The 20,034-nt window shown below is 67.6% G+C and carries 16 protein-coding genes and 1 tRNA gene; 7 read left to right on the top strand and 10 right to left on the bottom strand.

All coding sequences use genetic code 11. The features are described 5' to 3' along the window. Window positions 1-33: 33 nt before the first annotated feature. Window positions 34-312 carry a MazG nucleotide pyrophosphohydrolase domain-containing protein gene (locus ON45_RS11270; RefSeq protein ID WP_040493936.1) on the bottom strand — a complete coding sequence of 93 codons (279 nt, stop codon included), beginning with the start codon at window positions 310-312 and terminating at the stop codon, window positions 34-36. A 46-nt stretch (window positions 313-358) separates the two neighbouring features. On the opposite strand from ON45_RS11270, the gene ON45_RS11265 reads away from it, so the two are divergent. Next, window positions 359-2,113, top strand: a complete 1,755-nt coding sequence (locus ON45_RS11265; RefSeq protein ID WP_083914800.1) for an arylsulfotransferase family protein — start codon at window positions 359-361, stop codon at window positions 2,111-2,113. Between the two features lie 40 nt (window positions 2,114-2,153). Here ON45_RS11265 and ON45_RS11260 read toward each other — a convergent pair. From ON45_RS11260 to ON45_RS11245, 4 genes are all read right to left on the bottom strand, one after another. Next, window positions 2,154-2,230 (bottom strand) — tRNA-Pro (locus tag ON45_RS11260). 15 nt (window positions 2,231-2,245) lie between these two features. Then, on the bottom strand, window positions 2,246-2,731 hold the full coding sequence (locus tag ON45_RS11255; protein ID WP_040493932.1) for a response regulator: 486 nt from the start codon (window positions 2,729-2,731) through the stop codon (window positions 2,246-2,248). 63 nt (window positions 2,732-2,794) lie between these two features. Continuing rightward, the gene (locus ON45_RS11250; RefSeq protein ID WP_051062916.1) at window positions 2,795-3,937 is read right to left on the bottom strand and encodes an ArsA family ATPase; all 1,143 of its coding nucleotides are present in this window, start codon (window positions 3,935-3,937) and stop codon (window positions 2,795-2,797) included. Beyond that, on the bottom strand, window positions 3,934-4,797 hold the full coding sequence (locus tag ON45_RS11245; protein WP_241432193.1) for an ArsA family ATPase: 864 nt from the start codon (window positions 4,795-4,797) through the stop codon (window positions 3,934-3,936). Before ON45_RS11245 ends, ON45_RS11250 begins: the two co-directional genes overlap by 4 nt. Before the next feature lie 56 nt (window positions 4,798-4,853). Here ON45_RS11245 and ON45_RS11240 point away from each other — a divergent pair, with 56 nt between their 5' ends. Further along, entirely contained in the window at window positions 4,854-6,263 is a 1,410-nt protein-coding gene (locus tag ON45_RS11240; protein WP_040493930.1) for an NfeD family protein, read from the top strand. Window positions 6,264-6,278: 15 nt separating this feature from the next. On the opposite strand, the gene selB is transcribed toward ON45_RS11240, so the two are convergent. Beyond that, window positions 6,279-7,997 carry a selenocysteine-specific translation elongation factor gene (gene selB / locus ON45_RS11235; RefSeq protein ID WP_040493928.1) on the bottom strand — a complete coding sequence of 573 codons (1,719 nt, stop codon included), beginning with the start codon at window positions 7,995-7,997 and terminating at the stop codon, window positions 6,279-6,281. After that, entirely contained in the window at window positions 7,994-9,301 is a 1,308-nt protein-coding gene (gene selA, locus ON45_RS11230) for an L-seryl-tRNA(Sec) selenium transferase (RefSeq protein WP_040493926.1), read from the bottom strand. The genes selB and selA overlap by 4 nt, the downstream gene beginning before the upstream one ends. Window positions 9,302-9,713: 412 nt before the next feature. Here selA and dut point away from each other — a divergent pair, with 412 nt between their 5' ends. After that, entirely contained in the window at window positions 9,714-10,151 is a 438-nt protein-coding gene (gene dut, locus ON45_RS11225) for a dUTP diphosphatase (protein WP_083914795.1), read from the top strand. A gap of 2 nt (window positions 10,152-10,153) precedes the next feature. Here the strand turns inward: dut and ON45_RS11220 are convergent, their stop codons facing one another. Genes ON45_RS11220 through ON45_RS11210 form a run of 3 tightly spaced genes read right to left on the bottom strand, consistent with a single transcriptional unit; the run spans window position 10,154 to window position 13,951 of the window. Further along, window positions 10,154-10,903 carry an NUDIX hydrolase gene (locus tag ON45_RS11220; RefSeq protein WP_040493922.1) on the bottom strand — a complete coding sequence of 250 codons (750 nt, stop codon included), beginning with the start codon at window positions 10,901-10,903 and terminating at the stop codon, window positions 10,154-10,156. A gap of 47 nt (window positions 10,904-10,950) precedes the next feature. Next, on the bottom strand, window positions 10,951-12,210 hold the full coding sequence (locus ON45_RS11215) for an aminotransferase class V-fold PLP-dependent enzyme (protein WP_040493920.1): 1,260 nt from the start codon (window positions 12,208-12,210) through the stop codon (window positions 10,951-10,953). Between the two features lie 22 nt (window positions 12,211-12,232). Then, window positions 12,233-13,951, bottom strand: coding sequence for an NAD+ synthase (locus ON45_RS11210; RefSeq protein ID WP_040493918.1), 1,719 nt, complete (start codon window positions 13,949-13,951; stop codon window positions 12,233-12,235). Window positions 13,952-14,099: 148 nt separating this feature from the next. On the opposite strand from ON45_RS11210, the gene ON45_RS11205 reads away from it, so the two are divergent. The 4 genes from ON45_RS11205 to ON45_RS23905 all read left to right on the top strand — a co-directional run bounded on the left by ON45_RS11205 (window position 14,100) and on the right by ON45_RS23905 (window position 19,952). Next, the gene (locus tag ON45_RS11205) at window positions 14,100-16,664 is read left to right on the top strand and encodes a penicillin acylase family protein (protein WP_051062914.1); all 2,565 of its coding nucleotides are present in this window, start codon (window positions 14,100-14,102) and stop codon (window positions 16,662-16,664) included. A 161-nt stretch (window positions 16,665-16,825) separates the two neighbouring features. Then, the gene (gene glnII, locus ON45_RS11200; RefSeq protein ID WP_040493916.1) at window positions 16,826-17,833 is read left to right on the top strand and encodes a glutamine synthetase GlnII; all 1,008 of its coding nucleotides are present in this window, start codon (window positions 16,826-16,828) and stop codon (window positions 17,831-17,833) included. An 84-nt stretch (window positions 17,834-17,917) separates the two neighbouring features. Beyond that, complete coding sequence (locus ON45_RS11195; RefSeq protein WP_040493950.1) at window positions 17,918-19,255, top strand: glutamine synthetase family protein; 1,338 nt, start codon at window positions 17,918-17,920, stop codon at window positions 19,253-19,255. A 4-nt stretch (window positions 19,256-19,259) separates the two neighbouring features. Then, window positions 19,260-19,952, top strand: coding sequence for a winged helix-turn-helix domain-containing protein (locus ON45_RS23905; RefSeq protein WP_051062913.1), 693 nt, complete (start codon window positions 19,260-19,262; stop codon window positions 19,950-19,952). The last annotated feature ends 82 nt before the right edge of the window (window positions 19,953-20,034 follow it).

Genomic DNA, 20,034 nt, shown 5'->3' with positions numbered 1-20,034 from the left:
CGTGCCATCGGGTGTCAGACACCCGATGGCACGTCAGCAGGTGCAGGGCAGGGCGTCGCACTTGGGGCAACCTTCGGCGAATCGGGCGGCGGCTTCGTTCAAGTCGATGCCCTGCTGATTCGCGAGCGTCGCCACCCAGGCGACGACATCGCCGAACTCGTGGATCTGCTGTTCACGCGATCCCTTGCGCACCGCCTGCGCGAGTTCGCCGACCTCCTCGCACAGCCACGCCACAGTCGGCGCGGTTCCACGCTCACGATCCCGGTCGCCATACGTCCGGTCGATCACGTCCTGCAGTTCGGCGAAGTCCATGCGCGCACAGCGTAGGTCGGCCTGTCCGGAGTGAGATGATGTCGCGATGCCTCGCCGACGACGCATCAGCCGGTCGCTCACTGCGGTGGCCGTTCCCGCGATGGCGCTCGCGGGATGTGTGTTTCAGGACGACGACACCGATTCGGTCGCGATGTACCCGATCGACGACAGCCGGGCAGCGAACGCAGCAACGACGATCAGCTTCCGCGGTGCGACGGCCGACGACTTCGACGACCTCGTCGTGACAGGTTCCGCGTCGGGTGAGCACGACGGTGCACTCGTCGATCATCCGGACGGCGAGGGCGTCTCGTTTCGACCGGCGCAACCGTTCGATCCCGGCGAAGACGTCGCCATCAGCACGAGCGTCGATGTGCTCAGCAACGATGACGACGGCGCCGTCGACGGAATCGGCTTCACCGTCGCAGTGAATCCCGACCCGCCCGACGAACTGCCGACTGGTGCACCGTCGGACCTTCCCGATCCCGAGGTGCTGGAGTTCGCGTCGATGCCCGATGTCCGGGTGCCCCGGGCGACGGTCGACGGCGACGTCGGTTCCGGCGTCTTCCTCGCGACGCCGCAACCCCTCGGCGACAGCACGGTGGGCGCGTCGATCATCGACCACACGGGTGAGCTGGTGTGGTGGCAGCCGGCGCCCGACGAGGACACGTCCGTCGGCAACCTCGCCGTCCACGAGATCGATGGCGAACCGGTACTGGCGTGGTTCGAGGGCACGGCACCGTTCGGTCGCGGCAAGTACGTCGGCGAGTGGATCGTCGTCGACTCCACGTACACGGAGGTGACCCGGATCCCGGGCGCCAACGGGATTCCCGCCGACATCCACGACCTGACGCTGACCGATCGCGGGACCGCTCTGGTCGTCGCGTACCACCCGGTGACCATGGACCTCACCGACGACGGAGGCCCCGACGTCGCGACCGTCCTGGACTCCGTCGTGCAGGAGATCGACCTCGACACCGGCGACGTCTACTTCGAATGGCACAGCGTCGACGAGGTCCCGATCGCCGACACCCGGATCGACGACCTCGAGGGCGCCGTCATCGACTATGCCCACATCAACTCCGTCGCCGAGAGTCCGGACGGCAACGTCCTGATCTCCCTCCGGCACACCTCGCAGGTGATGGAGCTCGATCGAGCCACCGGTGATCCCGTCTGGATTCTCGGCGGTGACGCCAACTCCGTCGACGTCGGCGACGACATGGGGATCAGCTATCCGCATCACGCGCGCTTCCTCCCCGACGGAACGCTGTCCATCTTCGACAACGGCGTCGAGCGCGACGATCCGACATCGCGCGGAGTCGTCTACGAGCTGAGCGAGGACGGGGACTCTGCGGAAGCGGTCGCCGTCTTGGCCGCGGACCCGCCGGTCTACACCGGCACCCAGGGATCGATCCAGGTCGACGACGGAGCCCTCGCCATGTGGAGCGAGCTGGGCCTCGCCACCCGCTTCGACGACGACGCGAACCCGACCGGGACGATCGACGTCGGGACCGGGAGCTACCGGTTGTTCTCGACGCAGTGGATCGGACGACCCGCACAGCCGCCCACCGCGGTCGTCGATGCCGGCGCGATCAGTGTCAGCTGGAACGGTGCGACCGAGGTCGACCGCTGGGAGGTGCTGGCCGACGATGTGGCGGTCGAGACCGTCCGGGCTGAGGGTTTCGAGACCCGGATCGATCTCGATCCCGGCGTCCTCGACGGCTCCGACACGCTCGAGGTTCGGGCGCTCGATGCTGCGGGCGACGTGCTCGCGGGATCCACGACCACCGTCGACCCGAGCTGACGAAACGAGCCGTCGGTCCGGATCGGACGCGACGACTCGTTGGTCGGGGTGGGGAGATTTGAACTCCCGGCCTCCACGTCCCGAACGTGGCGCGCTACCAAGCTGCGCTACACCCCGTAGCGGCTCACGATGCTATCCGGCGTCGACCGTTTCTTCCTCGGACGATTCCGCTGTGTCGTCGGACTCGTCGTCACCCAACTCGATCATCGGTTCGACGGGAGCGGCGTCGACCGGGACACCTTCGGCGTACGACTCGCCGGCGGCGACCGCCCTCGCGGCACGCTTGAGTCGCAGCGAGTCGAGCGGCTTGATCAGCCACCCCTCGGCGCCACTCCGGCGCGCGAGATGGACGTCGGCGACGCGATCGAGCAGCATCAGCGCCGGCACGTGCGGGAGCAGATCGGCCGATTCATCGAGGCGCAGCGCCATCGTGACGGCCATGCCCCCCATGGAGCCGATCTGCAGGTCGAAGATCGCCAGGTCGGGCGTGCGCTGCTCGATCTGCTCGGTCACGACCCGACCTTCACGACACACGGTGAAGCTCACGTCGTCTCCACCCAGCGCGTTGGTGACCTCGTCGACGATCCAATCGGCATCGGTGGCTAGCAGAATGTGCACCCCGCCAACCTACCCGCGCACGGCGTGCGAGGTTCAGACCGGCACGGTGACTGCCCGGCTCGGTCAGGTCGCGGGAAACAGGTGATGGCCGAGTTGCTCGAGCGTGTCGAGGTCGTGGACGTCGTCGCCGAGGAGCGGAACCACCTGAACCGGTGCGGGCTCGGTGAGTTCGACGAGCGGGGCGAGCGCTGCGAGTTCGGCCGTCCGGACCGCTCGGAGTTCCGCGACGTTCGCCCACAGCGAGCTGAGCACGTCGTCACCATCGGTGGCACGGGCCGGCTCCTCGATCTCGCCGAACTCCGGCTGGACCCGGTTCACGATCGCCGCGGCGACGCCGACACCCTGGTCGGCGAGCTGGCGAGCGAACCACACGGCCTCGGTGATCGTGTCGCGCCTGGGTGAGGCCACCACGACGAAGGACGTGCGGTCGGCACGGAGCAACGCCACGACGTCGTCCGCGCGCTCGCGGAAGCCGGTCTCCATCCCCGAGAACGCCTGGAAGAACGCCAGCGAGTCGGCGAGCACGTCCGATCCGACGACCTTGCCGATCGCCTTGAAGATCGGCTGCGCCGCGGAACCGAGCACCTTCAACCCGCTCCGGGTCGGCAACATCGCGAGCTTGAAGATCCGATGGTCGAGGAACCGTGACAGCACCCCGGGCGCATCGAGGAAGTCGAGCGCATTGCGGCTCGGCGGGGTGTCGACGACGACCAGGTCGAAACGGTCGTCATGGTGCAGGGCGTGCAGGGTCTCGGCCGCCATGTACTCCTGGGTCCCGCTCATGGCGCTCGCCATGTTGCGATAGAAGCCGTTCGTCAGGATCCGCTCGATCTGCTCCTCGTCATCGGCGTACGTGCGCACGAGGCCGTCGAACGTCGCCGCGGTGTCGAGCATCATCGCCCACATCTCGCCCTCGACGTGCACGTCCTGGTCGAGGTCGATCCGCTGCGGCTCGGCCGAGAGCCCGGATTCGAGTCCGAGCGCGTCGGAGAGTCGTCGCGCCGGGTCGATCGTGACCACGACCACGCGCCGCCCACATCGGGCCGCGTCCATCGCGATCACGGCGGCCGAGGTGGTCTTGCCGACCCCGCCCGACCCACAGCACACGAGCACGTCCGACCGCTCGACCACCTCGCGCAGCGACGCCGCCGGCGGCGCGGTCTCGACGCCGGAATCGAGTTCGGCGTCGAGTTCAGGATCCGTCACTCGTCCACTCCTGACAGCATGTCGTCGGCCAACGCGTCGATGTCCTCCGCCGACAGCCCAGCCACCGGGAGCGCGGGCAGCTGGATCTGGCCGAGCGGCAACCGTTCCGACAGGCGATCCAACGCCTCGCTCTCGACGGCACGTCGCGCCCGTCGGAACGCGGTTGCGTCGCGGAGCATGTCCTGCGTGGGCCGATCGAGGTCCGCTCCGGCGAAGGCGGCTTCCACATCATCCGGTTCGGGCAACTCCGTGCCCGCGTCGACCCCGTTGACCACCACCGGTCCGAGACGGATTCCGACATTCTCCTCCAGCGCGTACGCGGTCTCGATCGTCTCGTTGACCGGTGTCGTCTCCGGGAGCGTCACCAGGACCGCCATGCACCGCTCCGGGTCGGCGAGCAGCTCGAGCACCGCATCGGCTTGCGACCGGATCGGGCCGCCGCGTACCGCATCGGCCAGTCCCGACGCGGACATCAGGAAACTCACGGCGTGCCCGGCGGCAGGACCGTCGACCACGATGAGGTCGTACTCCCCCGAGCGTTCGTACTGCTTGACCTTGCCCAGCACCACGATGTCGTCGATGCCCGGTGCGGCCGTTCCGACCATGTCGATCACGCCGGTGCGGTTCAACCGCTTGGCGATCCGCCGGAATCCGTGGTCGTTCAGATACTCCTCCAGCGCCTCGGGGGCCGACAGGTGGACGACGGTCACGTGTTCTCCGTCACGTTCCGGGAGCAGCTCGTCGAGGGCCAGCTTGCCATCGAGCTCGATCACGAGCACGCGCCGGCCGGATCGGGCTGCCGCACGGGCGACGACTGCCGTTACCGTTGTCTTCCCTACCCCACCCTTCCCGGCGAACACCACGACGTTCGCGGCGGTCAACGACCGCGAGGGGTTCTCGCTCTCCGGAGGCACTCGTGCGCAGACTAGCGATCGGCCTGCTCGTCACCTTGGCCGGGCTCATGTTGCTCGGCACCCCCACAACGGCCCAGTCCGACACCGATCCCGCACCCGACGCGGGGATCGACATCCCCCGGGTCGACGTCCTGCAGGTCAGCGGGTTGATCGACCCGATCCTCGTCGATTCGATCCAGGGGGCGATCGAGCGCGCCGAGGAACAGGGCTCCCAGGCGCTGATCCTCCAGGTGAACTCGCGGGGCACGGTCGTCGATGACGACGAGCTCGAGAACCTGATCGACGATGTTGCGACGACCGACGTGCCGATCGCGATCTGGGTCGGACCCAACGGCGCCCGCTTCTACGGACCGGCCGCCCAACTCCTCACCGTGGCCGACGTGACCGGCATGGCGCCCGGTGCACGGATCGGCTACGTGGGCCAACCGATCGGCGACGCAGGGTTCGAGGGTGCCACCCAGGACGTGCTGCGCAACGGCTCCGTCGGGCTGAACGAAGCACGCGCGCTCACCGTGTTCACCGAGATCCAGGACGTGGGTGTCCCGACGATCACGAGCATGGTCGAGGTTCTCGATGGCCGGGAGATCGAGGGGCGGACGTTGGAGACGACCAAGGAGGTCACGACCGACAGCGGGCAGTTGCGCCGAGACACCACCTCGACGGTGCGGTTCGCGAAGCTGCCCCTGGTCGAGCAGATGTTCCACACGGTCGCGAGTCCGCCGGTCGCCTACCTACTGCTGCTCACCGGTCTGGCGCTCCTCGTGTTCGAGTTCTTCACCGCCGGAATCGGGGTCGCTGCGGCGGTCGGCGCCGTGTGCGTGGTCCTCGCATGCAGCGGTCTCGGTGTTCTCCCGACCCGGCCGTGGGCGGTCGCGCTGATCCTGCTGTCGATGTTGGCGTTCGCCGTCGACGTACAGGTCGGGATCCCCCGGTTCTGGACCGGAGTGGGCATCGCCGGCACGATCGTCGCGAGCTTGTTCCTGTTCGAGAGCCTGCCCGGCACATCGCTGCGGCCGTCATGGATCGCACTGCTGACGGGCGTCGGCGGCATCACCCTGACCTTCATCGTCGGAATGCCGAACATGGTCCGCACCCGGTTCGCCACGCCCACGATCGGTCGCGAATGGATGATCGGCGAGGAGGGAGTCGCCGTGTCCGACGTCGATCCGGAGGGCGTGGTCGAAGTCGGCGAAGGTCGCTGGCGGGCACTCACGAACCGGGCGACTCCGCTCACCGCGGGAGATCCTGTCCGGGTCGCCGCGATCGACGGCGTCACGCTCGAAGTCGAACCGCTGGAAGGTGCCGCTCGCGACTACCGCGAGCGTCGCAACAAGTCGGACGATGCCGATGCCTCGGACGACCCGACCGCTGACGACCAGGCGTCCGACGAGAACGCCTCGAACGGCGCCTGAACCCGCCGACCCCGGTCAGCGCGCCGGCAGCCGCGGGCCGCCGATCCGCACGTCGTCCCGCCTCCGGGTGATGCCACGACTGTCGAGTTCCGACACCAACGGCAACACGTACTTCCGGCTCGCTCCGGTCACATCACGGAACGCCGCAACGGTGAACCCGTCGGGAAACTGCTGCAACAGATCCGCCGCCACGTCGGCGGCCGCGTCGATCGTCGCGGTGTGGAACACGATGCCGTCGCGCTGCACGATGTGACCGCGCCGGGCCAACTCGCGGATGTCGTTGCGGTCGACGTCGTCCGGGGCCGGCGGGGTGAAGCCTCCGGCCAGCAACTCGTCGAGGAACGGGTGGTCGACGTACGGGTCCACCGCATCGGCGGGAAGGACCAGTCCGGTCTCGACGACGATCTCGTCGCTCGATTCGATCGCAGCTCGCTCGCGCTCGTCGAACACCGCGAGGTCGACCCCGGCGTCACCGGCTTCGACGACTCGCTCGACCACCGCGCGAACCGTGTCCGCAAGTGCCTCGGGCGTCGTCACCCAGTCGCCGAGTGACGGTTCGACCACCTCCCCGGTCAGCCGCTCGAGTTCGTCGGCTCGGATCCAGCCCCGTTCACGGACGACACGGTCGACGGACCGGTCCGGGGCCGCACGCGACGCGCGCACGACCGGTGCGATGTCGAGGATCTCGCCGCCGCCCACGGTCTCATCGCGACCCGACTCGCGCAGGATGTAGCGGTCACCGGGGAGCAGCGGAAGCTCGGCCGGAAGGAACAGCCGCACGGCACCGGTCGTCCCCGGCGCGAGCGATTCCGTGCCGAGGACTCGCAACTTCACCGGGTGCTCGCCCGAGCCGAAGTACGCGACGAACGCACCTCGGCGCGAGACCTCGTGATCGAGTGAAGCGAGCACGTCGAGCGAGGCGTCGACCCGGTCGGTGAGGTGCCACCGGTCGGGTTCGATCACCGCATCACCGCGCGACAGTTCGTGGTGATCGGTCCCGCTGAGGTTGAGCGCAACCCGATTGCCCGGGCCGATCCGTTCGACCGTCGAACCGGCGGTCTGGATCGATCGGATCCGGATGTCGCGATCGAGCGGAACGACGTGCATCGAGCTGTCGGACACCATCGCTCCTCCGACCAACGTTCCGGTCACGATCGTTCCGCTTCCTTTCGCGGCGAACACCCGGTCGATCCACAATCGCGGTCGCCCACGGTCGGCCACGGCGCCGCTGCGTTCGACGAGGGTGTCGATCGCCGCGCGCATCTCGTCGATTCCCTCACCCGCCGTCGCCGCGACCGGGACGACCGGTGCGTTCTCGAGGAACGTCCCCTCGACGTGGTCGACGATGTCCATCTGCGCCAGTTCCAGGAGATCGTCGTCGACCAGGTCCACCTTCGTCAGGGCGACGATCCCGAACTCGACGCCGAGCAGTTCGAGGATCCGCAGGTGCTCCTCGGACTGCGGCTTCCAGCCTTCTGTCGCCGCGACGACGAACACGCATGCGTTGACCCCGCCCACCCCGGCGAGCATGTTGCGGAGGAACTTCACGTGACCGGGAACGTCGATGAAGCTGAGTTCGGTCCCCGACGGCAGCACGGTGTGGGCGAACCCGAGGTCGATCGTCAGGCCGCGCCGTTTCTCCTCCTCGAATCGGTCCGGATCGGTCCCGGTGAGCGCGAGCACGAGCGACGACTTCCCATGGTCGACGTGGCCGGCCGTGACGACGACGGTCATGCGTCGGCCAACGCCGCGGCCAGAGCGGCGACGACGTGCGGCTCCTGCGACGGATCGATCGCCCGCAGGTCGAGATACGTCCGCCCGTCGCGCGTCCGGGCGATGACCGGAACGGGTGCCGAGCGGAGGGCGGCGAGGTGGTCGCCGTCGACGACGAGTGCACGCGACGGCATGGTGATCCCCGGTGCGGACCCCGCGCCGGGGAGCGCGAGCGACTCCTCGACCGACAGGCGATCCGGGTCGACTCCGTGGTCGTTTGCGAGCGCGGCACGGATGCGTTCGGCGGCGGCACCCAACTCGGACAGTGGGCGGTCGACCATCCGCCAGAACGCGATCTCGGTAGCCGCACGTCGGTCGAGGTAGGTGAGCGCGGTCTCCTGCAACGATCGCAGCACCAATCCGCCGGGCCGCAGGGCACGGGCGAGCGGATGCCGCTTGCAGCGGTCCACGAGGTCGGCGCGACCGGCGATGATCCCCGCCTGCGGCCCCCCGAGCAACTTGTCGCCGGAGAACGTCACGACGTCGGCACCGTCACCGATCGCCTGCACCGCGGCCGGTTCGGAGGCCAACCACGCGGGTGGCGCTCCCTTCATCCAGGGGACGTTCGCGTCGAGGAGTCCACTGCCGATGTCGGCCATCACGGGCACGTCGAGCGTGGCGAGTTCGGCGATCGAGGTGTCCTCGACGAACCCGTCGACCCGGTAGTTGCTCGGATGGACCTTCATCACCATCGCGACGTCGGTTCCCGGTCGCGCGATGGCTCGCTGGTAGTCGGACAGTCGTGTCCGGTTGGTCGTTCCGACATCGACGAGCCGGCAGCCGGACTGTTCCATCACCTCGGGAACACGGAACGATCCGCCGATCTCGACGCTCTCGCCACGACTGACCGGCACGTCGCGGCCCGCGGCGAGCGCGGCGAGGACGAGCAGGACCGCGGCGGCGTTGTTGTTGACGACCATCGAGTCCTCGGCACCGGTGAGGCGGGCGAAGAGCTGGCCGACCGCCGTCTGCCGCGATCCCCGCTCCCCGGTGGCCAGGTCGAACTCGACCGTCTGTGCCTGCGCGTCCTGGTGATGTGCGAGTGGCGCTCGACCGAGGTTCGTGTGCAACAACACGCCGGTCGCGTTCACCACGTCGGTGAGCAGCGTTCGTCGGAACGCATCGGCACGGCGGGGAGCGCTCTCGATGTCATCGTCCGCGATCGCCTCACGGGCGAGGTCGACGCAGATCGGATGCGGCAGCCCCGAGTCGCTCAGCGACCGAGCGAGAGCGTCCACCGACGGTGGACGTGACACCGCAGTCATGGCCGCCACCGCCCCCTCGAGTCGCCCCACTCACACACGAACCCACTCTACGCCCCACCCCGACACCCCTCACCTCCGCACCCCCACGACACCCCACCCCACCCCGACCACACCCACACCCACACCCGCACCCCCTGCCGCACCCGCACCCGCACCCGCCGGATCACATCGCTCCGGGGAAATTTCGTGGGATCGAGACGCCCCACGTCCGGATCCCACGAAATTTCCGAGGCAGGCGGTGTTGGCCGCACGAACTTCGAGCGATCGAGTCGCCCAGCGTCCGGATCCCACGAAATTTCCGACGGAACGGGATGGAGTGGGCACAGGGCGGGACCGGGGTGAGGGTGGGGATGCGGGGTGAGGGTGGAGAGGCGGGGTGAGGGGTGGAGAGGCGGGGGTACAGTCGCCGGTCGTGAGTGTGCAGATCCCGATCGTTCAACTCGACGCCGAGCTTCCGCTCCCCGCCTACGCGCACGAAGGCGATGCGGGGCTCGATCTCTTCGCACGGGAAGGCATCACGCTCGCGGCCGGGGGTGGCCGGGGACTCGTGCCGACCGGGATCTCGATCGCCATCCCCATGGGCTACGGCGGCTTCGTGCTGCCGCGCAGCGGCATGGCGCTCAAGCACGGCATCAGCGTCGTCAACGGTCCGGGCCTCATCGACGCCGCCTACCGCGGCGAGATCAAGGTGATCCTCGTGAACACCGACCCGACGAGCGACTACACCATCGAGCGGGGCGACCGCGTCGCCCAACTCGTGATCCAAGCCGTCGAACATGTGCAGTGGCTCGTCACCGACGATCTCGAAGGCGACGACCGCGGCGGCGGCTTCGGTCACTCCGGTCGCTGACGTCAGCCCCAGGCGAACTCCGGCTGCTCGAAGTCGGCCACACGCGAGTCCTCGCTCGATCGACCGTCCAGGCACACCCAGCGGAAGTTGACGACGACCGCGCCGGTCGGCGCATGGATCAGATCGCCACCGAGGGGAACCTGCACCACCGGTCGGTCACTCTCCGGGATGTCGACGAACCGCGGCGAGTCCGGACGGGCGAGTTCGTGCAACCCGATCCGGTACGCGGCCAACACCTCGTCGGGGTTCGGGTCGAGTTCGAGGTCCTCGCCTCCCCAGACGACCACCGGGGTCATCACGTACCCGGACCGCGTCACGTAGTCGTCGAGGACACCGAGGACCGCCGACTCGCCGAGGTCGACCCCGACCTCCTCGCGCGTCTCGCGCAACGCAGCTTCGACCACCGACTCACCGGCGTCGATCCGTCCACCGGGCAGCGCCCACTGCGACGCGTGCGTGTTCAGACCCGCACTCCGACGGCACAGCACGAACGCCGCCCCTCCCGCCACATCGGCCATCCGCCCGTCGAGTCCTCCGCTGTATCCGGGGATCACCCCCATGTCCTCGTCCGAGAACTCGAACGGATCCTCGGCGTCGGCACCGACGTCGGAGTCCACCAACAGGATCGCCACCGCGGCGTGGCGTCGTCCCTCGAGTGGCAACTCGAGGCGGTCGTGAGCGTCCAGCCGCTCCTGCATCCGCGCGCGCAGGCCGGCATCGAACGCGATCGGGGCCGGCGAGTCGTCGGGCATCCCGCCAGTGTTGTCCACCGCGAGCGGATCGACCCAGTGCTGCTGGCTCAGCCGACGATCTCGTCGAGCGCCTGGATCACGCGGTCGACCTCCGCCTCGGTCGTGTAGTGGACGAACGACAGCCGCAACGCTCCGCGTTCGGGGTCGACACCCATGCCGTCGAGGCACCGCCATCCGTAGAAGTGGTTGGCGGTCGTCTGCACGCCGCGGGCGATCAGCGCGTCCTGCAACGCCTCGGGTTCGATCGACGTCGGCGAGACCGCGACGGTCGGACAGCGATGACCGTCGTTCACGTCGAGCACGGCCGGACCGAGCAGCCGCAACCGGTCGTTCCCCGCAACCGCATCGAGCAGCGAGACGGTCAGGGCGTCCTCGTGTGCCTGCCACAGTTCGGACACGTCGGCACACGCTCGCCGAAGAGAGTCGGCAGGGTCGCCGCCGTGGTGGCGATGCAGCGTTTCCACGTAGTCGAGCACTGCGGCAGCACACCCGACCTGAGCGTGATCCGGACCGGCCGGGTTCAGCCGAGCGTGGGGCACCGAGTCGTTGAAGAAGTGGCCTTGGTTCGGGAGCTCGTTCAGCAGTTCACGGCGCACGACCATCACGCCCTGGTGGACCGAGTACACCTTGTAGAGGCTGAACAGGTACACGTCGGCGCCGAGCGCCGCGACGTCAGGGATGCCGTGTGGAACGAACGACACACCGTCGACGATCACCCGCGCGCCAACCGCATGCGCCAGCTCGCAGATCCGGGCGATCTCGTTCTCCTGGCCCACGATGTTCGACGCATGGGGCACCGTGACGAGCCGGGTCCGTTCGTTGAGCAACGCTTCGAGGTCGGCCACGTCGAGGAGTCCCGTGTCCGGGTTCGTGCGCCACTCGTGCATGGGGCAGCCCAGGCGCTCGGCCATCCGTCGCGTGCTCCCGGTGTTCGCCTCGTGATCCTGATTCGTGACGATCACCTCGTCGTCGGCGCTCAACCACTGTCCGAAGGCCTGTGCGAGCACGTAGGTGTTCATCGACGTGGACGGTCCGAACACGACCTCGTCGGTGTCCACACCGAGCGCCTCCGCCCAGCGTTCCCGGGATCGGTCCATCAGTTCACCGGCGCGCTCGGACGGACCGAACGGCGAGTACGGCTGCACCTTCGTGTGCGTGTAGAAGTCGGTGAGCGCGTCGATCGTCTGCCGGCAGGCGTAGGAACCGGCGGCGTTGTCGAAGAAACACGTTCCGTCGTTCTCCGGTGATCCGAACGCCGGGAACTGCGTCCGCACGAACTCGACGTCGAGGGACGGCAACGATGTCATCGCCGCAAACTACCGATCCGGTTCAGCCGCGGTAGTGACTGGTGATCGGCATGCGGCGGTCCTTGCCGAATGCCTTGCGACTCACCCTCACCCCAGGCGGGCATTGGCGACGCTTGTACTCGGCGATGTCGACCAGCCGGGTCACGCGCCGCACCATGTCCTCGTCGTGGCCGAGTTCGATGATCTCGCCGGCCGTGCGATCGTCCTCGACGTACAGCTCGAGGATCGGGTCGAGCACCTCGTACGGCGGAAGGCTGTCGTCGTCGCGCTGGTCGGGTCGCAGCTCGGCCGACGGCGGTTTCGTGATGACGTTCTCGGGGATGATCTCGCGTCCCTCCCGACGGTTGACGTAGCGGCACAGCTCGTACACCCGCGTCTTCAGCACGTCCTTGATCGCCGCGTACCCGCCGACCGAATCGCCGTAGATCGTGAAGTATCCGACCGCGACCTCGCTCTTGTTCCCGGTGGTGAGCACCATCCACCCGAACTCGTTCGACAACGCCATCAGCGCCTGCCCGCGACAGCGCGACTGGATGTTCTCGAGGGTGAGCCCCGGCTCCCGGTCGGCGAACGACGGCTCGAGCATGTCGAGGTAGGCACTGAACGCCGGCTCGATCGAGATCGTCCGGAAGTCGATCCCGAGGTTCTCCGCGAGCCGCTCAGCGTCCGACTTCGAGTGGTCCGACGAATAGCGCGACGGCATCGACACTCCGTGGACGTGGTCGGCACCGAGCGCGTCGACGGCGATCGCGGCGACGATCGTCGAGTCGATGCCTCCCGACAAACCGATCACCACGTCGGTGAACCCGTTCTTGCGGCAGTAGTCACCGGTTCCGAGCACGAGCGCGTCGTACAGCTCGCGGTCGTCGTCGAACGGTTCGCTGACCGGCGTCTCGACCACGACCGGCGACGAAGCGGGTTCCGTGGTGACCTCGACGATCGGAAGCATCTCCTCGGTGATCCGTCCGCGCGGATCGAGCAATCGCTTGCGGTACACGGGCGGGACCGGGACGTCGACGATCGTGACCGACTCGGCGAACTGGGGAGCCCGCGCGAGCAGCGTCCCCTCGTGATCGAACACCAGCGAGCCACCGTCGAACACCAACTCGTCCTGTCCGCCGACCTGGTTGACGTACACGATCGAGCAGTGCGAGTCGGCGGCACGGGTGGCGAGCATCCGCTCGCGTCGGGCGCCCTTGCCGACGGCGTACGGCGAGCCGTTGATGTTGATGTTCAACTCGGCCCCTGCCGCGGCCTGCGTGGCGACCGGACCGACCGGGCTCCAGATGTCCTCACAGATCGACACCGCGACCTTGACCCCACCGATGAGGTACAGCTCGAGCGGATCGGAGTCGTACCCGGCCGTGAAGTAGCGCTGCTCGTCGAACACGGTGTTGTTCGGCAGGAGTCGCTTGTGGAACTTGCCGAGAACCTCACCGCCCGCACACACGGCAGCGGCGTTGTAGAGATCGCGATCCTGGTCGACGAATCCGACGACCGCCGCACACCGGCGGGTCCGGCTCGCGAAGGCGTCGAGCGCCTCCAAGTTGTCCTCGACGAAACCCGGCTTGAGCACGAGATCCTCCGGCGGATATCCCGTCAGTGACAGCTCCGGAAACGCCACGATGTCGCAGCCGGCAGCCTCGGCTTCGTCGTAGGCGTCGTTCAGCATCGCGAGGTTGCCGTCGAGGCCGCCGACAGTGGGGTTGAGCTGGGCCAGAGCAACTCGGAGAACCGTCACGGCGCCGACACTACCCGGCGACGATTGCCCACCATCGGGCCGTTCCGGGCGGCGCCGAGCCCACGCGGCGTCGACTTCTCGACGAAACCGGACGTCCCGGCGGTTCTCGCTCAACCGAACGTCGGTTCATCTGGCACTATGGGTCGTCGTGCACAGCAGGGTCAGGGCGACGACGAAGTCCATCGCGACGGTCGTCGTGATCAGCGTCCTCGCTGCGGCGTGCAACCCGGGAAGTGGGCCCGAGTCGATCCCGCTTCCCACGTCGCCCGACACCACGACGACGACGACCACCACCACGACCACGACCACCACGACGACCACCACGATCGTCCCGCCGACCTTCGAGGCGGTCGTCCGCAGGACGACGGACGGCGTTGCGCACATCAGCGGTCACGACCTGTCCGATGTGGCGTTCGGACAGGGCTACGTGAGCGGTGAGTCGTACGGCTGCACACTGCTCGATCAGATCCTGAAAGTACGCGGCGAACGGTCGCTCCATCTCGGTCCCGGCGCCAACGGGGAGAACGTCGAGAGCGATTTCGCCTGGCGGTCGATCGACATCCTGGGGCGCGCCGAGACCGACTACGCATCCGCATCGGCGGAGGTCATCGAGCAGTTCGACTCGTTCGCGGCCGGCTGGAACCAGAATCTCCTCGACGAGGGTGGTGACGATCTCGCCGGGTGGTGCACCGGGGCGGAGTGGATCCGACCGGTCGAACCCGTCGAGATCTACGCCTACGCGCGGTCGGTCGCCCTCCTGGCGAGCAGCGCCAACCTCACCGAGTACATCGCCGCCGCGCAGCCACCCGCGCTCGACGCTCCAGCCGACGAGACGACCGAAGCACCGCCGTCGGTTCCCGACTTCACGCCGCTCGTGCCGAAGGACCTCGGCTCGAACGCCTGGGCGATCGGCGCCAACCGCATCGAAGGCGGCGAGGGAGGAGCTCTCGTCGCGAACCCGCACTTCCCGTGGGAGGGCGAATTGCGTTTCGTCGAAACACAACTGACCGTTCCCGGAACGCTCGACGTCTACGGCGCCCAGTTCGCCGGACTCCCCGGAATCTGGACCGGTTTCACCGAGGGAGTCGCGTGGACCTACACGGCCTCGGCCGGGCACCGGTTCACGCTCTACTCGCTCGATCTCGACCCCGCTGCGCCCACGACCTACTTCGTCGATGGCGAACCGCAGCAGATGACCTCGGCGGAACACACCGTCGAGATCCTGCGCCCCGACGGCACGATCGACAGCGAGACACGTCGGCTGTACCGCAGCGAATACGGACCGATCATCGACTATCCGGACGTCGGGTGGACCGACGACACGGTGCTCACGTATCGGGACGCGAACATCGACAACACCGCCTTTCTCGAACTCGGTCTCGACCTGCTCGACGTCGAGGACCTCGCCGACCTCCAGGCCACACAGGCCCGTCACCAGGGTGTCCCGCAGTCGAACACCGTGGCGGTCGGGGCGGAAGGCGCGGCCTGGTATGCGGACACATCGGCCACGCCGAATCTGTCGGCCGAGGCGCAACAGCTCTTCGCCGAGGAGCGCTTCATCGGCGAGAGCCTCGCCGCAACCGCCTTCGACGACGGGGTGATCCTGCTCGACGGTTCGGACAGCCGCTTCCAGTGGGAAGTGGTCCCAGGCGCCCGCAGCCCCGGACTCGTTCCGTTCGACGAGCAACCGCAGGTGGAACGTCGCGACTACGTGTTCAACGCGAACGACAGCTTCTGGGTGCCGAGCAACGAGTTCACGCTCGACGGCGACTTCTCCGTGATGCACGGCCAACAGGACGCTCCCCTGTCCATGCGGACTCGACAGAACGCTGCGGTCCTGGCTGCCGACAACCCGCTCGGCCTGGCCGGGCCCGACGACGACTTCTCCGCCGAGGAGTTGCGCACCGCCACGTTCGACAACTCCGCGCGAACCGCCGCGCTCCTGCGCGAGCCGGTCGTCGCCGCGTGCCGGGCCACGCCTCTGGTCCCGGTCGAGGCCGTCACGCTCGACGATGACACCGAAGCCCTGCCGGCCGAGACGGTCGACCTGACCGCGGCGTGCGATGTGCTCGACAGCTGGGACGGACGCTTCGACCTCGACAGTGCCGGCGCCGTGCTGTGGCGCGAGACGATGACCAGGTTCCCCGACGAATCGTTCTCCACGGTCGGACCGCTGTTCTCGGAACCGTTCGACGTCGCACGGCCGACCGAGACCCCGGCCGGGTTCACCTCCGACCCGGCCATCGTCGTGTTCGCGCTCGCCCGGGCCGTCCAGACCATCACGGCTGCCGGCTTCGAGATCGACGCCACGATGGGAGTCGCCCAGTTCACCGAACGCTCCGGCGAGCGGATCCCGATCCACGGCGGCACCGGTCACGACGGCGTCACCAACGTGGTCCGGTGGTCCGACCTCAACACGTCGAGCGAGCCCGCGCCGACGCGGGGCGAGTTGATCACTCCGAACGGCGACCTGCGCGGCGATGGCTACCCGGTCAACGACGGAACGAGTTTCGTGATGGTCGTCGACTACTCATCAGGGGCACCCGAGGGTTCAGCGATCCTGACGTACGGCAACACCGGTGACCGGGAGTCCGACGTCTTCGCCGCCCAGACCATCCGCTTCAGCGAGAAGCAATGGCGGACCATCGCGTTCACCGAGGAGCAGATCCTCGACGATCCGGAACTGGTCGAAATCACGATCAGCGCGGCGTGAATCGCACGCGTCAGCCAGTTCACGCGCCGTTCACAATCGGGCAACAGGTCTGCAATTGCGCCCTGGCAGCCTTCGGAACCGGCTGAGAACCCGCCGATAGGGTCGGCCGTGCACAAAGACACGAACACCCCCATTTCACAAGAGATCAGAGGACAATCAACGTGGCTATCAAGGCTGAATACATCTGGATCGACGGAACGGAGCCCACCCCACAGCTCCGCTCGAAGACGAAGATCCTGGACGAGCCAACCGACGACTACCCGATCTGGGGGTTCGACGGCTCGTCGACCAACCAGGCCACCGGCGACAAGAGTGACTGTGTCCTCAAGCCGGTTCGTGCGTTCCCGGACCCGATCCGTGGCGGCGAGCACGTCCTCGTGATGTGTGAAGTGATGCTGGTCGACGGCAAGGCGCACCCCACCAACACCCGCGCTGCAGCCGCGCGCACCGCGAAGAAGTACAAGAAGCACGAGCCGATGTTCGGCATCGAGCAGGAATACACGATGCTCAAGTCCGACCTCAGCCCGCTCGGGTTCCCCGACGGCGGCTACCCCGCTCCGCAGGGTCCGTACTACTGCGGTGTCGGCGACTACGCGATCACCGGTCGCCAGATCGTCGAAGAGCACATGGACGCGTGCCTCGCAGCCGGAATCGGCCTGTCGGGCATCAACGCCGAAGTGATGCCCGGTCAGTGGGAGTTCCAGGTCGGACCCCGCGGCCTGCTCGAGGTCGCCGACGAGTTGTGGGTCGCCCGCTGGCTGCTGCACCGCATCGCCGAGGACTACGGCGTCGTCATCAGCATCGATGCGAAGCCCGTCAAGGGCGACTGGAACGGTGCCGGCGCACACACCAACTTCTCCACCAAGGAGATGCGCGAGGACGGCGGCTACAAGTACATCGAAGCCGGCTGCAAGGCGATCGGCGAGAAGGCCGCCCTGCACATCAAGAACTACGGCGCCGGAGTCGAAGACCGCCTCACCGGGGCGCACGAGACGCAGCGCCACGACCAGTTCAGCTACGGCGTGTCCGATCGCGGCGCGTCGATCCGGATTCCGTGGCAGGTGTCGGTCGACAAGAAGGGCTACCTCGAGGATCGCCGCCCCAACGGCAACATGGATCCCTACGTCGTCGCCCGCCTCATGACCGACACGGTCTGCTCGGCGATGTGACACCGACAACGCAGAGTTGATTCTCCGACGGGGTGAGGGCATGAGTCCTCACCCCGTCTTCGGTTCTAGAGTGATGAGGTGGACATGAACGAGCAGCAGAAGGCGTACGTCCTTCGATCGGTCGAGGAGCGCGGAGTCCGGTTGATCCGGCTCTGGTTCACCGACGTCCTCGGCAACCTGAAGAGCATGGCGATCTCGCCGCCCGAGCTCGACAACGCGCTCAGCGACGGGCTCACCTTCGACGGGTCGTCGATCGACGGGTTCAGCCGCGTTCAGGAATCCGACGTCCTCGCGATCCCCGACCCCGACACCTTCGAGCTGCTCCCCTGGGCCGACCCGGGAGCGCCCGAGGCTCGCATCTTCTGCGACATCCATCATTTCGACGGCACCGCGTTCGAAGGTGACCCCCGCCAGGTGTTGCGCCGCCACGTCAAGGCTGCGCACGACGCCGGACTCACGTTCTACGTCTCACCCGACGTCGAGTACTTCTACTTCGAGCCGTTGACCCCGGGTGCCGAACCCGTCCCGTTCGACGACGGCGGTTTCTTCGATCACACCACCAACGACGTCACCGGGGAGCTGCGCAAGAAGACGATTCGCACGCTCGAGACGATGGGAATCCCCGTCGAGTTCAGCTTCCACGAGGACGCACCGGGCCAGCAGGAGATCGACCTGCGCCACACCGATGCGCTCACCATGGCCGACTCGATGATGACGTTGCGCCTCGCGGTGCGCGAGATCGCAGCCCGCAACGGTGTTCATGCGACCTTCATGCCCAAGCCGCTCGAAGGTCTCCAGGGATCGGGCATGCACCTCCACATGTCGCTCTTCCGCGGCGACGAGAACGCGTTCTACGACGAGAACGACGGGTACAACCTGAGCGACACGGCGAAGTCGTTCATGGCCGGACTGTTGCACCACGCCGCCGAGATCACCGCGGTCACCAACCAGACGGTCAACAGCTACAAGCGCCTCGTCCCGAACTTCGAAGCACCGGTCCACATCAGCTGGGCGCGGGACAACCGCAGCGGCCTGATCCGCGTGCCGATCGCGAAGCGAGGCAATCCCCTCGCCACCCGGATCGAGTACCGGTCCGCCGATCCGGCGTGCAATCCGTACCTCGCGTTCAGCCTCATCCTCGCCGCCGGGATGCGCGGCGTGGAGGAGGGCTACGAGTTGCCCGAGGAAGCCGACGCGAACCTCTTCGAGATCGACGACGACGTGCTCGCGAAGCTCGGCATCAACCAACTGCCACAGTCGCTCAACGATGCGCTGATCATCATGGAACGCTCCGAACTCGTGCAGGGCGCCCTCGGCGAACACATCTTCGAGTGGTTCGTCCGCAACAAACGCCACGAATGGCGGGCGTACAAGACGCAGGTCACGCCGTTCGAGCGGGACCGCTATCTGAGGTCGCTGTAGAGCCATGAGTGATTCGACCCGCCAGATCGCCGTCGTCCCCGATCCGGCGTCGCCCGAGCTGGCGCGAACACTCGACCTCGCCGGCTATTCCTGGAAGGCGGTCGGCACGACCGAGGCAGCCGCCGAAGCCGAGCCCGTCGGTGGCTGGGCGGGCGTCATCGTGAACGCGACCGATGACCTCGACGGCGCCTGGAGCTTTCTGCGCACCGTCCGCAAGCAGAACACGGTGCCGACTCCGGCGCTCATCCTCGTCGCCGGCAACCAGCTGGCCGAACTCGAGCACCGCGACGATCTCTTCGACGACTTCTGCCTCTCCCCGTTCCATCCCACCGAGCTCGAGGCACGGCTGCGGCACCTGCTCAGCGCGGAGGCCGAGGTCCAGTCGGCCGACGTGGTCGAGTACGGGTCGCTCGCCCTGAACCTCGAGACGTACCAGGCGTCGATCAGCGGCAGGTCGCTCGACATGACGTACATGGAGTACGAGCTGCTGAAGTTCCTCGCCCAGAACCCGGGCAAGGTGTTCACCCGCGAGATCCTGCTCAGCCGGGTGTGGGGTTACGAGTACTACGGCGGCGCCCGCACGGTCGACGTCCACGTCCGACGGCTGCGCGCGAAGCTCGGCGAGGAACACGCCAACCTGATCCAGACCGTGCGTTCGGTCGGATACCGCTTCGGCCAGTCCCGCTGGGACAGCTGACCACATCGCGACCGGTCCGAGAAGCGCGTCCTCGTCGTTCTGGTACGTCCGACCCTGGAGCCGATCCGTCGGCGCAGCCGTG

Source organism: Ilumatobacter nonamiensis YM16-303, from assembly GCF_000350145.1.
Lineage (GTDB): Bacteria > Actinomycetota > Acidimicrobiia > Acidimicrobiales > Ilumatobacteraceae > Ilumatobacter_A > Ilumatobacter_A nonamiensis.
This window is presented reverse-complemented; position numbering and strand designations above follow the sequence as displayed.

Excerpts from the sequence above, each read along its gene's own strand:
- selB (WP_040493928.1), bottom strand. The coding sequence starts at position 7,997 with ATGACCGTCGTCGTCACGGCCGGCCACGTCGACCATGGGAAGTCGTCG.
- ON45_RS11215 (WP_040493920.1), bottom strand. The coding sequence starts at position 12,210 with ATGACATCGTTGCCGTCCCTCGACGTCGAGTTCGTGCGGACGCAGTTC.
- ON45_RS23905 (WP_051062913.1), top strand. The coding sequence starts at position 19,260 with ATGAGTGATTCGACCCGCCAGATCGCCGTCGTCCCCGATCCGGCGTCG.
- ON45_RS11220 (WP_040493922.1), bottom strand. The coding sequence starts at position 10,903 with ATGCCCGACGACTCGCCGGCCCCGATCGCGTTCGATGCCGGCCTGCGC.
- ON45_RS11265 (WP_083914800.1), top strand. The coding sequence starts at position 359 with ATGCCTCGCCGACGACGCATCAGCCGGTCGCTCACTGCGGTGGCCGTT.
- ON45_RS11270 (WP_040493936.1), bottom strand. The coding sequence starts at position 312 with ATGGACTTCGCCGAACTGCAGGACGTGATCGACCGGACGTATGGCGAC.
- selA (WP_040493926.1), bottom strand. The coding sequence starts at position 9,301 with ATGACTGCGGTGTCACGTCCACCGTCGGTGGACGCTCTCGCTCGGTCG.
- ON45_RS11195 (WP_040493950.1), top strand. The coding sequence starts at position 17,918 with ATGAACGAGCAGCAGAAGGCGTACGTCCTTCGATCGGTCGAGGAGCGC.